The sequence below is a fragment of the Paenibacillus sp. plas6 genome, assembly GCF_057221655.1.
In genome coordinates this window covers 3588006-3601950 of the sequence record NZ_CM170151.1, presented here as the reverse complement: position 1 = coordinate 3601950, position 13945 = coordinate 3588006, and the positions used below count along the sequence as shown (strand labels likewise).

The following is a 13945-nucleotide window of genomic DNA, read 5'->3' as shown; positions in this document are numbered from 1 at the left end:
TTAAATAACTATTTTTTATTCAACCATTTTCCGGCCAATTTATCAATAAATCTAGGACATAAGTTGTACAATTTTATTCCTATTGCCGCAAGTAAAGGAAGATTCAGCTCTGCACGTCTCGTATGCAGCAAACGTATTATCTTGCGAACAACATATTCCGGCTTCATCATAAACCAACTTATATTACGTACGTAATTGCCTGTCGGATCCGCAATATTAAAAAATCCAGTAGCAATCGGTCCTGGATTAACGGATGAGACAGCAATGTTACTTCCTCTAAGCTCCATACGCAGCGAGTTTGTAAAGCCAAGCACGGCATGTTTTGTCGCTGAATAAGCCGTCGATTTTGCTGATCCGATCATCCCTGCCATAGATGCTACATTTACAATATGCCCTTCACCATTTGCTTTCATGATTGGCAGGACAGCTTTCGTACAGCGAACAACCCCCATGAAATTCGTATCCATCATTTTCTCAAATTGTGTTAAGCTAAGTTCATCAATATGTGAAAAAAGTCCAAATCCTGCATTATTAATAAGTATATCAATTCTCCCGTATGTATTTACAGCCTGCTGTACAACAGCTTCGATTTGCTTGGCATCCGCTACATCCATTACATAATAAGAGGCAGTCCCCTCAATTTTGTGAACAATTTGCTTCAGCTTTTGCTCATTTCTTCCCGTTAATACTGGGATTGCTCCCTGCTTTGCAGCTTCAATCGCTAATAAAGCGCCTATACCGCTTGATGCCCCAGTGATAAGGATAACTTTATTTGATAACAATAGCATCACCCTTCAACAGTGTACTTCATTCCTCGTCGAGAAGCAAAAAAAACTGCTACAAGCACCATTCTAGCCGAATGTTCGCCAGGCAGCAGTTAATCTCTACTATGAAAAAAGCTCCCGCAGGAGCTTTAAGTGCATTTCTATTAAGATACGATAACTTGAATATCTAATGTACCAATAGTATCCATAATTAGCGGTACTGTTATTGCTTTTGAATTTTCAAAGCCAGCCGCTTGTGCCATTTCAACTATACGTGGCGGTGTAATATCTACCGACATCCCTTGATTAAACAAGATCGTACTAGCATTGCCGCTAATCATATTACTTAATTCTGAAATTGCGCTTTTTCCCATTTCATCAAGCTCAGATACAGCATATCCCCCCATCATTGCTGAGATAATTTTCAATGCTACATCCTCTTTTAATCCGAAAATCACATTTCCATTCATTTGGCCATTCACACCAATATGAATCCATAGACTTTCCTCGACTAATTTAATATCCTTAATAGATACATTCCCTTTCGAGGGACGAATTTGTATGACCTGCTCGATAACAGTTTGTGCGGATTCTAAGAATGGATTAATGTATTCAGCCTTCATACTTGACCTCCCTCTGTAAATTCAACGTTCGACACCTTATAACTTGTATTATACAATATTGGTTAGGCCAAGTATACTATTTTTTTAGTAATTTATTACTTTGGTTATATTAAACTATTAACATTTTATGAACTTAGTCCTTGAATCACATTACTAACTATTCCATAAAACAACTTATACTGCTGTAGCATGCAAACTATCGACTAGTTTACTCAAACTTCCGAACTCTAATTCAGTAAATTTGTTAAGTACTTTCTCCCTATTAACACATAATCTGCAGCTCTCTTCATCTAACTCTGCAATTGGCGCCTCACAATAAATGGTGGCAAGCTTACGCGATAAATGAAGCATCTCTAAATTATCTTCAATTTTCTTTTTGATCGTTGGTGAAAGCTGATCTAAATTTTGCAAAAGTCCATCGATAGATCCAAATTGTTGAATAAGCTTGTATGCGGTTTTCTCGCCAATGCCTTTTACGCCAGGGTAGTTATCTGCGGTGTCCCCCATTAATCCTTTAACATCTATAATCTGCGCCGGTGTTAAGCCTCGTTCTTCAAATAAGCTTTCTAATGTATATAACTGATAGTTGCCGATTCCTTTTTTCATAATTGCCACATATACTTGCTTATCGACTAGCTGCAGCATATCATGATCCCCAGTGACAATGATAACCTCATCCTGCTTGCCAAGCTGTGCTGCCAATGTTCCCATGCAATCATCAGCTTCGTATCCAACAACTCCTACATTCGGCACACCAAAGCTGCTAACAACTTCTTTCACAAGATCAAATTGTGGAACCAAGTCCTCAGGCGCCTCAGGTCGATTGCCTTTATAGTCTGCATATTGCTCAGTACGGAAAGTGCTGGAGCCCATATCCCAGCAGCAAATTACATGGGTTGGCTTATAAGTAGATATCGCATCAACAAAGTAACGAACAAAGCCATGCACACCATTTACAGGTATACCGCTGCTGGTCCTTCTAATTTTCCCTGTAAAGGAAGTGGCAAAATATGCGCGAAATAATATCGCCATCCCGTCCACTAGTAAATATCGACGTTTGTCGCTCATTTTCTATTCTCCCATCTTAGCTTTATTTCAAAACTGTTAAAAGCGCTGCAAAATCCCCAAACAGTCAAGCTTCTTTTTCCACTAACGCTATTCTATCATAATCTTCCCTTAGCTTGCCAAAGGCATCTCTTGGAATTGGTGTTGAACTTAGCAAAGATGTCCATTCTCACCCTACTCCAACATCCGAGAATGCATAATAAATCCTACACCTAGTGTACTTTCAAGTGAAAATGAGGCTCCTCTTTCTTCTACCACATCTACGATAATTTGCATATTTCTTAAATATTCATCTTGATTTTTGTCGATATAATAAGGAACGCCCGAAATTTCTCCAACTTTAATCTTGTTACTGCTAATATAATGTCCATCAGCAGGAAAACACATCGGCACAGTACCATCGCAGCAGCCTGATGACTGCTCAAATAAAATATTTCCATACTTCTCTTTTAACAACTCTACAATTTCAATAGCTCTGTCAGTAGCTACTAATTTTTCCATTAGAACGCCTCCAAAAAAACCTCCGCCATAAGGACGGAGGCTTTTCTAAATTATAATTAATAATGCTTATTTTCTTAGAAGAAACCAATTGGTGATTGCTTATAACTTACGAGCATACATTTAGTTTGCTGATAATGCTCTAACATCATCAAATGGTTTTCTCGACCAATACCTGATTGCTTATATCCGCCAAATGCTGCGTGAGCTGGATATTGATGATATGTGTTCGTCCATACACGGCCAGCTTGGATACCTCGCACTGCACGATATACTTGATCCATATTACGTGACCAAACACCTGCACCTAAACCGAAAATTGTATCGTTGGCGATTTGAATTGCTTCCTCGAATGTTTTAAATGTTGTTACCGATAATACTGGCCCAAAAATTTCCTCCTGGAAAATGCGCATATTATTTGTACCTTTAAACACTGTTGGGCTTACATAATAACCGCCCTTTAGATCACCATCAAGAATTTTTTGCTCGCCGCCGATTAAGATTTGAGCTCCTTCTTCTTGACCGATTTTAATATAAGACATAATTTTATCCAATTGCTGCTGTGATGCCTGTGCTCCCATCATCGTCTCCGTATCTAATGGGTTGCCCATGCGAATCGCTTTTACACGCTCTAATGCACGTTCCATAAACGGCTCATATATATCCTCATGAATTAACGCACGTGAAGGACATGTACATATTTCACCAGAGTTCAAAGCAAACATTACTAAACCTTCAATTGCTTTGTCCAAAAATTCATCATCCTGCTCCATCACATCAGGGAAGAAAATATTTGGCGATTTTCCGCCCAGCTCAAGAGTTACTGGAATAATATTTTCAGTAGCATATTGCATAATTAATCGACCTACTGCTGTCGAACCTGTGAATGCTACTTTATTAATGCGCGGATTCGTAGCTAGGTCTTTACCAGTTTCAGCCCCTAATCCATTGACGATGTTAAGGACTCCTTTAGGCAAAATATCTTGAATTAATTCAAGTAAAATCATCATCGAGGCTGGTGTTTGCTCTGCTGGCTTCATTACGATTACATTTCCTGCTGCAAGCGCAGGAGCAATCTTCCAAGCTGCCATCAAAAGCGGGAAGTTCCACGGAATTATTTGACCTACAACGCCAATTGGCTCGTGAAAATGATAGGCTACTGTATCATCATCAATCTCAGAAATTCCGCCTTGTTGTGCACGGATCGCACCAGCAAAGTAGCGGAAATGATCGACGACAAGCGGAATATCAGCATTTAATGTCTCTCGTACTGCTTTCCCGTTATCCCAAGTTTCAGCTACTGCAATTTTCTCTAAATTTTCTTCGATTCGATTTGCAATTTTATTTAGAATGTTTGCACGATAGGCAACAGAGGAGTGTGCCCAGGCATCCTTTGCCGCATAAGCAGCATCTAATGCAAGCTCAATATCTTCGATTGTCGAACGAGGCACCTCTGTAAACTTTTTACCTGTTAAAGGAGATTTTACTTCTAAATATTGCCCCTTTACGGGAGGTACCCATTCTCCTCCTATAAAGTTTTCGTAACGCTCTTTAAAATGTACAAGCGAACCCTCAGTATTTGGATTAGCATAGATCATCGTTAAAATTCCTCCAATGTTTTTACTTCAAATACAAAGTTATATTGTTGAATTTTATAGTGTATTATGCTCATCCAATAGAGTAATTATGACGAAATTTATGGAAATTATTTTAAGCCAATAAAAAAGAGCCACCTTTAAGGTGGCAATGACAATATATCCATTTAATAAGCAGCATACTGTGCTAACTGACGACATCTGCGGCATACGCACTACTATTCTATTTTATATTTGCTTACAAACTGTCCTAATCGCTTAGCCGCTTCCAGCAAACGAGCTTCATTTTCCACTAAAGCAATTCTTACATAGCCTTCCCCTTGCTTGCCAAAGGCATCTCCTGGAATGACAACAACACCAGTCTCTTCTAAGCAGCGCTTAGCAAATAAACGAGAGCTGCTTGGCTGTTCTTGAGGCTCATTTGAAAGAGTCGAAACATTAGGATACTCCAGCTTCAGTTTAGGCAGCTTAGCCCATACAAACATTGTTGCTTTTGGCGCTGCAACAGCCCAGCCCTGCTCATGTAAAGCAGGAATAAACAGATCGCGTCTAGACTGATACACATCATTTGCTTTAACAAACTGCTCATCGTACATTGCTTCATCAAGCGCAACGATGCCTGCTTCTTGGATCGGATCAAACACTCCATAGTCAATGTTCGCCTTTAATGTCGTTAGCGCTGCTACTGCAGCCTGTTGACCTACCAAAAAGCCGATTCTGCAGCCTGCCATATTAAAACTTTTTGAAAGTGAATGAAACTCAACAGCAACTTCCTTTGCGCCTGGAACTTGCAAAATGCTCGGCGGATTAAAGCCATCATAACCCATTTCAGAATATGCTAGGTCATGAACAATAAGCAAATTTTTTTCTTTCGCGAAAGCGACCAACTTTTCAAAAAAGCTGTAATCGGCAACGGCTGTAATTGGATTGTTTGGGTAATTTAGCAGCAAAAAAGAAGCACGACGCAGTACATCCTCGGGAATATTATCAAGCTGCGGCAAATAATTATTTTCCTCTACAAGCGGTAAAAAATATGGCTCAACTCCTGCCAATGCAAGAGAGGCAGAATAAATCGGATATCCTGGGTCTGGGACGATGGCGATTGAACCACGTTCAGCAATTGCCATTGCAAGATGCGCTAAGCCATCTTGTGAGCCTGCTAATGTGCAAATTTCAAGCGCAGGGTCAAGCTCTACGCCGAAACGATACTTCATCCATTCAGCAGCCTTCTGTCGAAATGGCAAACCGCTTTTTAATGCAGGATAAGCATATTGATCCTCTCGAAGAGCAAAACTTGCTAATGCCTCCCTTACCTTTAATGAAGGTGGCCGATCAGGACTGCCGATTCCAAGATCAATGACATCAATCCCTTTGCTGACAGCATTGCGTTTCCACTCTGCAACCTCAGCAAAAATAGATGAGCCTAGCTGCGAAAGTAACTTTACCACGATTTTATCCCCACACTTCCTGATACGTCTCTGCTTTAAACCCAACTGTGACCTTACTGCCATCTGTTACGATTGGTCGTTTAATTAACTTACCATGCTGGGAAAGCAGTTCTAACTGCTCTTCTTCACTCATGTTTGCCAGCTTATCTTTTAAGCCCATTGAACGATATAAGTCACCAGATGTATTAAAAAATTTTTTAAGTTCTAAGCCGCTTTGCGCCACTAATTGCTTTAACTCATCCACAGTTGGCGGAGATTCTATAATATGACGTTGCTCTAAGTCTCTGCCCAGCTCCTTTAGAAACTTTACAGCATTACGACAAGTACTGCATTTTGGATATTCATATATCGTTAATTTACTCATTTTTCTCTTCTCCCTGTAAAAAAGACTTTAGGTTTTGCATATCAATAGGCAGCGGTGCTGACCATAACATATAATTTTTACTAATCGGATGGTAAAACGCAATTTGTTCTGCATGAAGCGCATGCCTATCTATAAGGCGTTCCAGATGCTCAGATTGGATTTCCTTCTTCAAATATAGCTTATCTCCGATTAATGGATGACCAATGCTGCTCATATGTACACGAATTTGGTGGGTCCTGCCTGTATATAACTTAAGTCGGATCAAACTAACTTTAATTTCTTTGGCTTGATCATCAACCAATCCATGACTTTCGCCTGTTATCATTTTAATGGTAAAGCTATTTTCGGTCCAATATTCTGTTTTTGCATAAGCTCCATCTTCTAGTATCGTTCGCAAATGCGGCTGAGCTGGATCACGTGCTATCGGCGCTTCAATCATTCCATGTAGTTGCTGAGGAACACCGTATACAAAAGCTACGTAACGCTTGTCCACCATCCCTTTTTGCAATTGTTCGGACAGTTGTTGATGAACATAGCCGTTCTTAGCAATAACAACAAGTCCTGATGTTTCTTCATCAAGACGATGAATCGGACGAAAACGATACCGCTCTCCTTTACTTTGCCAGTAAGCAACCACTCCATTTGCTAACGTATTCGTATAATGACCATGAGTAGGATGAACGACTTGACCGGCAGGCTTATTGACAATAAGCAAATAGTCATCTTCATACACGATATTTAACTCCATCGGTTGCGGCAAAATATCTTCGGATTCCTCACGCAGCAATCGCAGTCGAACGACTTCTCCTGCTTTAACAGGCGCAGAAATATAGACCCGCTCCTCATTTATCGTTAAGCCGTATTCAGTTTTTCTTGCTGCAGCTAGCAGCTTACTAGATACACCAAACGCCTGCTCAAGCACTTCACGAATCGTTTTTCCCTCATCCTGCTCCGTTGCAACAACCGTCATTGGTGGGTAATATTGCTCAAGCAGTTCCTTATTTTCCTCTGTTCCAAATTGCTTACTCGGCTTACCATCCTGAAGATGCTTTACTACTCTTCCAGTCCATGGAATACGCTCTGACATTACTTTCCTCTTCCCTTAAAAACGTTGGCACTACGTTCATAAACGGTATCCTCAACACCTAAATGAACGTTAGCAATACGTGCTGCAGCAAAAAAATAATCGGAAAGGCGATTCAAATAAATAAGAACCGCTTCATTGATGCTTTCTTGCTGGGCTAAAGTTACTGTGCGACGCTCAGCTCTTCGGCATACAGTTCGGCAAACATGAAGTGCAGCCGATAATTCAGAACCTCCAGGCAATATAAATTTTGCTAGCTCTGGTGCAGCCTCATCATGCTCATCAATCCAGCGTTCTAAACGCTCTACAACATCCATCTGAAGCTTAAATGGATGATCAGGATTTGCATATGCCAAATCAGACCCTGCGTCAAATAATTCTTGCATAATAACATACAACTGCTCGCTCAACGCTTTCGTTTCCTCATGTCTTTCAGCCTTAGCAGCAGCTAATCCGACAAAACTATTTAATTCATCGATCGTGCCATATGCTTCTATTTTAGCATCATTTTTTGCTACCCTGCCGCCGATTACACTTGTATCCCCTTTATCTCCACCACGAGTATATAGTCTCATCCCAATCCCTCCTTATACTTAAACAATATCTCTTATTATAAATAAAAACAGGACGGAAGTGGTAAAGTTTCCGTCCTGCTCAATATTAGAAATAATTTCTGCCGATTCGACAGCTTGGTCGGATTTAAAGACGAGCTATAAAATCCAATGGATTAGCCTTGCTTCAGCTTATGAACAAATTGACCAATTCGTTCAATTGCCTCCGTTAAATTTGCGACACTCGTTGCATAGGAGCAACGCAAATGTCCCTCGCCGCCAAGTCCAAATGCATCTCCAGGAACTGCAGCAACACTGGCTTCTTCTAATAGTCGCTGTGCAAACTGCTCGCTTGTTAAACCTGTAGATTTTATTGAAGGGAATGCGTAAAACGCACCTTGTGGTTCATGACACTCTAACCCAGCATCCTTTAATCCTTGCACAACAAGACGACGACGCTGATTATATGATTCAATCATTTTATCTTTTTCTTCAAGACCGTTTGTTAACGCTTCAAGCGCTGCGTATTGACTCATTGTCGGTGCACACATCACGGTATACTGATGAATTTTAAGCATGGCAGCAATAAGATCTGGATGTCCGCAAGCATAACCTAACCGCCAACCAGTCATCGCAAACGCTTTAGCAAAACCGCTAACAAGAATCGTGCGATCTTTCATTCCCGGAATTGAAGCAAAACTTACATGCTTCGTTCCATACGTTAACTCAGCATAAATTTCATCACTAATAACAATTAAATCGTTCTCTTCGACTATTTTAGCAATCGGCAACCAATCCTCATAAGTCATTATGCCGCCAGTCGGATTGCTTGGGTAACATAAAATTAAAATTTTTGAACGCGGGGTAATTGCTTTGCGTAAAGATTCCGCGGTAAGCTTAAAGTTATCTTTTGCAAAGGTTTCAATACCAACAGGTACCCCGCCACTAATCGTTGTAATAGGTGAATATGAAATATAGCATGGCTCAGGCACTAAAATCTCATCCCCTGGAGAAATTAAAGCGCGCAATGCTAAATCAATCGCTTCACTACCGCCTATCGTTACAATTACTTCATTGGCAGCATCATACTGCACATTGAAGCTAGAATATAAATAATCGCAAATTGCTTCTCTTAATTGTGGCAATCCAGCATTGGAAGTGTATTGGGTTTTTCCCCGCTCCAAAGACATAACTGCTGCTTCACGAACATGCCAAGGAGTAACAAAGTCAGGTTCTCCCACTCCCAACGTAATGACATCCTTGCGTGTGCTAACAAGGTCGAAAAATCGACGAATTCCCGAAGGCTTTATATCGCGTACCTTGGGATTTAAATAATCGGACATTTGACGTGTTGGCACAGATACGGATGATTGTTGTGATGAATCAATCGTCATCCTATTTCACCCTTCTTAAGGTGACACCATCATTCGATGATCACTTTCAGTTTCTTCGAAGATAATGCCATCCTGTTTATATTTTTTTAGAATAAAGTATGTTTTTGTCGATAATACCGCTTCAATTGTTGATAATTTATTTGATACAAAAGAAGCGACTTCCTTCAAGCTATCGCCTTCGATTTCTACCTGTAAATCGTAGGCTCCAGACATGAGATACAATGATTTTACTTCCGGATATAAATAAATGGACTCTGCAATTCTGTCAAAGCCACGTCCTCGTTCAGGTGTAATTTGCACCTCGATTAAGGCCGTTACTTTCTCATCATGCATCTTACTCCAGTTTACAATTGTCGCATATTTAATAATTACATGATTTTTTTCCATTTCTTCAATGGCGGCTTTTACTTCTTCCACCGAGGCGTCTAGCATTGTGGCCAGTACCTCTGGTTGCATTCTGGCGTCTTCTTGTAATAGCGCCAGTACTTTTAATTGAAAATCCGATATACCTGTCATGAAATAACCCCTTCCCACTATTTGTGGCATAGCATAACGCTATGTACGTTATTTTACACCTAATATAGTAATCCTGCAAAGCCAAAAAAGTGACATATAAAAAGACGCATGATTGAAATTGAAATGTTGGCAATGCGTAGCGTATTCAATATTTGGTAAGGCTTTTACGTTTCAAAAGGTTTAGAAGCTTTTGCTCCTAAACTGAAAAATGAAAAAGAGGATATTATGCTCAAAAGTTGAACATAATACCCTCCTAAATCATTAGGCTATTTAACCATAGCTTCTAGCTTTTTATTGGATCGGCTGCTGCTGCTGATAATTAGTTGGAATGCCTTGCGGAGTTGAAGAAATACCGTGCAAGACACCTTGCTGAATACCTTGCTGCAGCCAATTTGCCGTTTGCATCTGCATAGACGTGTACGATTGAATTTGCTTAGTAATTTCTTTAAGCGGAGCAACGCTTGCTTGCTCATACATATTGTTTTTCGACATCACTGTAAATAACTCACCCTGCAACGTCAAGGTGCTAATTAGCAGGTCAGTAAACATTTTACGAGTTTGAGGACAAGTTGATTCTGTTGCAGCAGTTGCATATTCACGCACCATGCGCTTTAGATCTCCCAGTATAGCACTAACTAAATCATCCTGCGTTAGTTTTAATGTTGCATTTGCCATAGCGTGCAAAGCCTCCGTTTCATAAGTTGTTAGTTCGTTGGAGCAACGGATTGATGCTGCTCTAGAGCTTGAAGCAACGTAGCATAGTTTGCTTGGTGTGTTTTAAGCATTGATTCACAGTAGTCTTTAATTTCTGGATTAGTTGCTTCTGCGATCGCAGCCGCACAGAGTTTGATCTGCATATCTTCGTTGGACATTGAGTCGATCAAATACTCAAGCTCTTTGTTCGTCATCGCTTGCATTGAACTTCCTCCTCAGAGTTTTTACGTAGCTCTGCATTAAAACATAAAAACATAACGCTAGTAAGAAGCAGTAGCTACCCCAATAGTATGCTTCTTGGAGTAAGCAGCTATACAGGCAATATCATCTCGTTAAGTAAATAGATTCATGCTTAAATAGCGTTCTCCAGTGTCTGGCGCAATACAAAGCACTCTTTTCCCTTTTCCTAATCGTTTACCAAGTTCAATTGCCGCCCATACAGTAGCACCAGATGACGGACCTAGGAGCAGCCCTTCTTCTCTTGCTAAACGACGCATTGTGTCAATGGCATCATCATCAGCTACAGTAATAATTTCATCATAAATCGCAGTATTTAAAATTTCAGGAATAAAGCCAGGACTTGTTCCTACTAGTTTATGTGGACCAGGCTGACCACCAGACAGCACGGGTGAACCTTTTGGCTCTACCACTGCGACGTAAAGGGACGGAAGCTTTTGCTTAAGCACTTCACTTGTACCTGTAATGGTTCCGCCTGTGCCTGCCGAAGCGACAAAACCATCTAATTTGCCGTTGCATTGCTCGTAAATCTCAAGTGCAGTTGTTTTCCGATGAATATCGGGGTTAGCTTCATTAGTAAATTGATTTGGAATAAATGAATTAGGAATTTCATCATGCAGCTCTATAGCTTTAGCAATTGCCCCCGGCATTCGTTTGGATGCCTCCGTAAGTACAACCTCTGCACCATATGCTTTTAACAGAGCAATTCTTTCCTTAGTCATATTATCCGGCATTACTAAGATTAAGCGATAACCTTTTGCTGCAGCATTCATCGCTAAGCCAATCCCAGTATTGCCGCTAGTTGGTTCAATGATGGTTGCTCCTGGCTTAAGTAAGCCTTGCCGTTCTGCTTCTGCAATTAGGTTATAGGCTGCACGATCCTTAACACTCCCGCTCGGATTCATATACTCTAATTTCACTAGCACTTCCGCACAATCATCTGGTACGATCTTTTGCAGCGCAACGGCTGGTGTATCACCAACTAGCTCCAATACGCTATTTACTACTTTTACCATTTTCATTACACCTCTGTTTGCGGCTTAGCTTGAATATTTCTTTTTGGTGCAGCCTGCTCATCCAATCGCTTGTCTTGCTCATCAAAACGTTTATGCTGAATAACAAACAATTTACGCATAAATAACCACGCTACAAGCGGCGCAGAACCAACGATCAGCAACAACCAAACTAAGCCAGATTCTGTATTGATCCATAAAATGTAAATAAAAAAAGGAATTAATCCTATTACTCGACCGAGCGTTAACGCGATTTCACGAAAAATAATTAACTCCTCACGGCGCTCGACGGATTGCTTGCTCGCCCCAATCATATCAAAAATTTTTGACGTGATCGGAATAATGTAGAGCGGAAATAACAATGCTGTGCCAATCCCAAATATAAGCAGCATTGTATAATTAATTTGCCAAAAAAACGGTACAAGAAATACTGTTAAACATAGAGCACCAATCAACATGACAATACTGCGATTTTGCGGCTTTAATAAACGACCACAAAGCCAAAAGCTGAAAAGCGAGGTTAAAGATGTAATAAACGTATAGTTCCCTACCTTTGCCTCATTACTTGTCGCAATAAAGACAATTAGATTGATTAAAAACATAAACACACCTTCGCGAATACCTTGTGCAGTTATAGCAGCAAAAGCTAGACGCCATTCTTTGCTTTGCTTTGACCGCTCTTTCCATTGCTTAATTGGATAAAGCCAATCATAATAACCTTGCGGTGGCCGTTTATGAATAAACAAGCTAATTAGCCCGCAACAAGCAAAGATACAAAGGGAAGCAGTAAAAATATACATATATCCTTGCTCACCCGCAAGCAAACTGATTAGCAGTCCAGAAAGCCATGGAGCAATAATCCCTACCCCTGAACTTAATAAGCCCTGCAAACCATTAAATCGGTCGCGAGTATCAGGCTCGGTAATTTCAAAATAAACAAGGTTATATGCCACCCAATAGCATCCTAAACCTACACCGTTCAGCATCCCTAGTGGAAATGACAGCTCGCTAGCTGATTGCTTCAACCAAAGCACGATGCAATAAAAAACGCCCGAGAGTAGGCACCCTACTCGCAGGCAGTTTAGCTTATTTCCTTCTTTGATCCATTTGCCACATAAGTAAAAAGTGAGACCGGAAAAGCTGTATTGAGCTAAGGCAAATAGTGCAACCGTTAAATAAGTGCCGCTTGCTTTCCATAAGTACACAGGAATAAATGTTCCTGATAAAGCATTGGCAAAGCCGAAGGAACCATAGATTGCGAGCAGGAGCCAAGTTTGTCGATCTAACGTCTTTTGCATGTCAATCGCTCCTCTTCAATTTTTATCACTCACAATAAGTTACCCTTAGCCTAGATTGCGCATACCTTATACATTATTCCAGTAATAGGGAGCTTCGCAAATATAGTTCTTTCTTACCGCTTTTTCAGCGCTACGCAAATATAGTGTCTTTTTTCCGCTTTTTAAAGCCGACTGCTTGCTTAATTACCTTTGAGGGCTTATTCCAGACACCTATATTCGCTTCGCTGGAGTGTGTTTTCAGACTGCCCTTCTTATTCGTTCTCTTCCGCCAATGCATCAAGCATATGCTTGCGATCTTGTACGCTTAGATAGCTGTCTGTGCGATAGCAGGATGGGCATACATACCATACTACTTTCATTGTTTCAGGTATAAGCAGCTTAGTGGAATTGGGCACTTTCACTGGAACAAACTGATCTTTACCTGAAATCGTTTGTTCTCCTACTTCAATCATATATTCACGACAGTTTGTGCATTCCGGCATTTCGAATTGCTCATCAAGTAATCGTTGGATTTGACTATTCGCAGCGATTTCTCGAGTAGAGCGAAGAATGCTTGAATCTTCCTCCCAATCATCGTTATGATCATGGTCATCATGATTATGATGAGCTTCCTCATCATCTTCATCGTCTTCCCCATCTAAATAGCTACCGTCAATTTCGATCGTGCGATAATTACTTAATTCGTTATCGCAATATGGACAATATTGCTCAGGTCCAACTTCCTCGTCCCAAATAATTTCAGTTTCACACCATGGACAAACAGTTTTTAGTTCTTTCATTA

At 40.5% G+C, this 13945-nt stretch carries 16 protein-coding genes; all 16 read right to left on the bottom strand.

Features of this window, described 5'->3' with window-relative positions; genetic code table 11:
* Window positions 1-8: 8 nt before the first annotated feature.
* On the bottom strand, window positions 9-788 hold the full coding sequence (locus tag AC2TDL_RS15825) for an SDR family NAD(P)-dependent oxidoreductase (RefSeq protein WP_484701223.1): 780 nt from the start codon (window positions 786-788) through the stop codon (window positions 9-11).
* A 140-nt stretch (window positions 789-928) separates the two neighbouring features.
* On the bottom strand, window positions 929-1387 hold the full coding sequence (locus AC2TDL_RS15820) for a chemotaxis protein CheX (RefSeq protein WP_484697034.1): 459 nt from the start codon (window positions 1385-1387) through the stop codon (window positions 929-931).
* A 174-nt stretch (window positions 1388-1561) separates the two neighbouring features.
* Entirely contained in the window at window positions 1562-2455 is an 894-nt protein-coding gene (locus AC2TDL_RS15815; RefSeq protein WP_484697033.1) for a 5'-3' exonuclease, read from the bottom strand.
* 171 nt (window positions 2456-2626) lie between these two features.
* Window positions 2627-2953: a DUF779 domain-containing protein gene (locus tag AC2TDL_RS15810; RefSeq protein ID WP_484697032.1), complete on the bottom strand. Its 327-nt coding sequence runs from the start codon at window positions 2951-2953 to the stop codon at window positions 2627-2629.
* A gap of 74 nt (window positions 2954-3027) precedes the next feature.
* Window positions 3028-4548: an acetaldehyde dehydrogenase ExaC gene (gene exaC / locus AC2TDL_RS15805; protein WP_484697031.1), complete on the bottom strand. Its 1521-nt coding sequence runs from the start codon at window positions 4546-4548 to the stop codon at window positions 3028-3030.
* 215 nt (window positions 4549-4763) lie between these two features.
* Entirely contained in the window at window positions 4764-5993 is a 1230-nt protein-coding gene (locus tag AC2TDL_RS15800; protein WP_484697030.1) for an aminotransferase class I/II-fold pyridoxal phosphate-dependent enzyme, read from the bottom strand.
* A 4-nt stretch (window positions 5994-5997) separates the two neighbouring features.
* Window positions 5998-6357: an arsenate reductase family protein gene (locus AC2TDL_RS15795; RefSeq protein ID WP_484697029.1), complete on the bottom strand. Its 360-nt coding sequence runs from the start codon at window positions 6355-6357 to the stop codon at window positions 5998-6000.
* Complete coding sequence (locus AC2TDL_RS15790; protein ID WP_484697028.1) at window positions 6350-7444, bottom strand: RluA family pseudouridine synthase; 1095 nt, start codon at window positions 7442-7444, stop codon at window positions 6350-6352. Before AC2TDL_RS15790 ends, AC2TDL_RS15795 begins: the two co-directional genes overlap by 8 nt.
* A complete protein-coding gene (locus tag AC2TDL_RS15785) occupies window positions 7444-8016 on the bottom strand; it encodes a cob(I)yrinic acid a,c-diamide adenosyltransferase (RefSeq protein WP_484697027.1) in 573 nt (190 codons plus the stop codon). The genes AC2TDL_RS15790 and AC2TDL_RS15785 overlap by 1 nt, the downstream gene beginning before the upstream one ends.
* A gap of 152 nt (window positions 8017-8168) precedes the next feature.
* A complete protein-coding gene (locus tag AC2TDL_RS15780; RefSeq protein WP_484697026.1) occupies window positions 8169-9386 on the bottom strand; it encodes an aminotransferase class I/II-fold pyridoxal phosphate-dependent enzyme in 1218 nt (405 codons plus the stop codon).
* A gap of 15 nt (window positions 9387-9401) precedes the next feature.
* On the bottom strand, window positions 9402-9902 hold the full coding sequence (locus AC2TDL_RS15775) for an Lrp/AsnC family transcriptional regulator (RefSeq protein ID WP_484697025.1): 501 nt from the start codon (window positions 9900-9902) through the stop codon (window positions 9402-9404).
* 291 nt (window positions 9903-10193) lie between these two features.
* Window positions 10194-10577: a spore coat protein gene (locus AC2TDL_RS15770; protein WP_484697024.1), complete on the bottom strand. Its 384-nt coding sequence runs from the start codon at window positions 10575-10577 to the stop codon at window positions 10194-10196.
* Window positions 10578-10606: 29 nt separating this feature from the next.
* Window positions 10607-10819, bottom strand: a complete 213-nt coding sequence (locus AC2TDL_RS15765; protein ID WP_484697023.1) for a hypothetical protein — start codon at window positions 10817-10819, stop codon at window positions 10607-10609.
* 129 nt (window positions 10820-10948) lie between these two features.
* A complete protein-coding gene (gene cysK / locus AC2TDL_RS15760; protein WP_484697022.1) occupies window positions 10949-11869 on the bottom strand; it encodes a cysteine synthase A in 921 nt (306 codons plus the stop codon).
* Window positions 11870-11874: 5 nt separating this feature from the next.
* Complete coding sequence (locus AC2TDL_RS15755; protein ID WP_484697021.1) at window positions 11875-13164, bottom strand: MFS transporter; 1290 nt, start codon at window positions 13162-13164, stop codon at window positions 11875-11877.
* Between the two features lie 251 nt (window positions 13165-13415).
* A complete protein-coding gene (locus AC2TDL_RS15750) occupies window positions 13416-13943 on the bottom strand; it encodes a hypothetical protein (protein WP_484697020.1) in 528 nt (175 codons plus the stop codon).
* Window positions 13944-13945: the final 2 nt, after the last annotated feature.

Excerpts from the sequence above, each read along its gene's own strand:
- exaC (WP_484697031.1), bottom strand. The coding sequence starts at position 4,548 with ATGATCTATGCTAATCCAAATACTGAGGGTTCGCTTGTACATTTTAAA.
- AC2TDL_RS15780 (WP_484697026.1), bottom strand. The coding sequence starts at position 9,386 with ATGACGATTGATTCATCACAACAATCATCCGTATCTGTGCCAACACGT.
- AC2TDL_RS15795 (WP_484697029.1), bottom strand. The coding sequence starts at position 6,357 with ATGAGTAAATTAACGATATATGAATATCCAAAATGCAGTACTTGTCGT.
- AC2TDL_RS15825 (WP_484701223.1), bottom strand. The coding sequence starts at position 788 with ATGCTATTGTTATCAAATAAAGTTATCCTTATCACTGGGGCATCAAGC.
- AC2TDL_RS15755 (WP_484697021.1), bottom strand. The coding sequence starts at position 13,164 with ATGCAAAAGACGTTAGATCGACAAACTTGGCTCCTGCTCGCAATCTAT.
- AC2TDL_RS15820 (WP_484697034.1), bottom strand. The coding sequence starts at position 1,387 with ATGAAGGCTGAATACATTAATCCATTCTTAGAATCCGCACAAACTGTT.
- AC2TDL_RS15750 (WP_484697020.1), bottom strand. The coding sequence starts at position 13,943 with ATGAAAGAACTAAAAACTGTTTGTCCATGGTGTGAAACTGAAATTATT.
- AC2TDL_RS15765 (WP_484697023.1), bottom strand. The coding sequence starts at position 10,819 with ATGCAAGCGATGACGAACAAAGAGCTTGAGTATTTGATCGACTCAATG.
- AC2TDL_RS15815 (WP_484697033.1), bottom strand. The coding sequence starts at position 2,455 with ATGAGCGACAAACGTCGATATTTACTAGTGGACGGGATGGCGATATTA.
- AC2TDL_RS15810 (WP_484697032.1), bottom strand. The coding sequence starts at position 2,953 with ATGGAAAAATTAGTAGCTACTGACAGAGCTATTGAAATTGTAGAGTTG.
- AC2TDL_RS15770 (WP_484697024.1), bottom strand. The coding sequence starts at position 10,577 with ATGGCAAATGCAACATTAAAACTAACGCAGGATGATTTAGTTAGTGCT.
- AC2TDL_RS15785 (WP_484697027.1), bottom strand. The coding sequence starts at position 8,016 with ATGAGACTATATACTCGTGGTGGAGATAAAGGGGATACAAGTGTAATC.
- AC2TDL_RS15790 (WP_484697028.1), bottom strand. The coding sequence starts at position 7,444 with ATGTCAGAGCGTATTCCATGGACTGGAAGAGTAGTAAAGCATCTTCAG.
- cysK (WP_484697022.1), bottom strand. The coding sequence starts at position 11,869 with ATGGTAAAAGTAGTAAATAGCGTATTGGAGCTAGTTGGTGATACACCA.
- AC2TDL_RS15775 (WP_484697025.1), bottom strand. The coding sequence starts at position 9,902 with ATGACAGGTATATCGGATTTTCAATTAAAAGTACTGGCGCTATTACAA.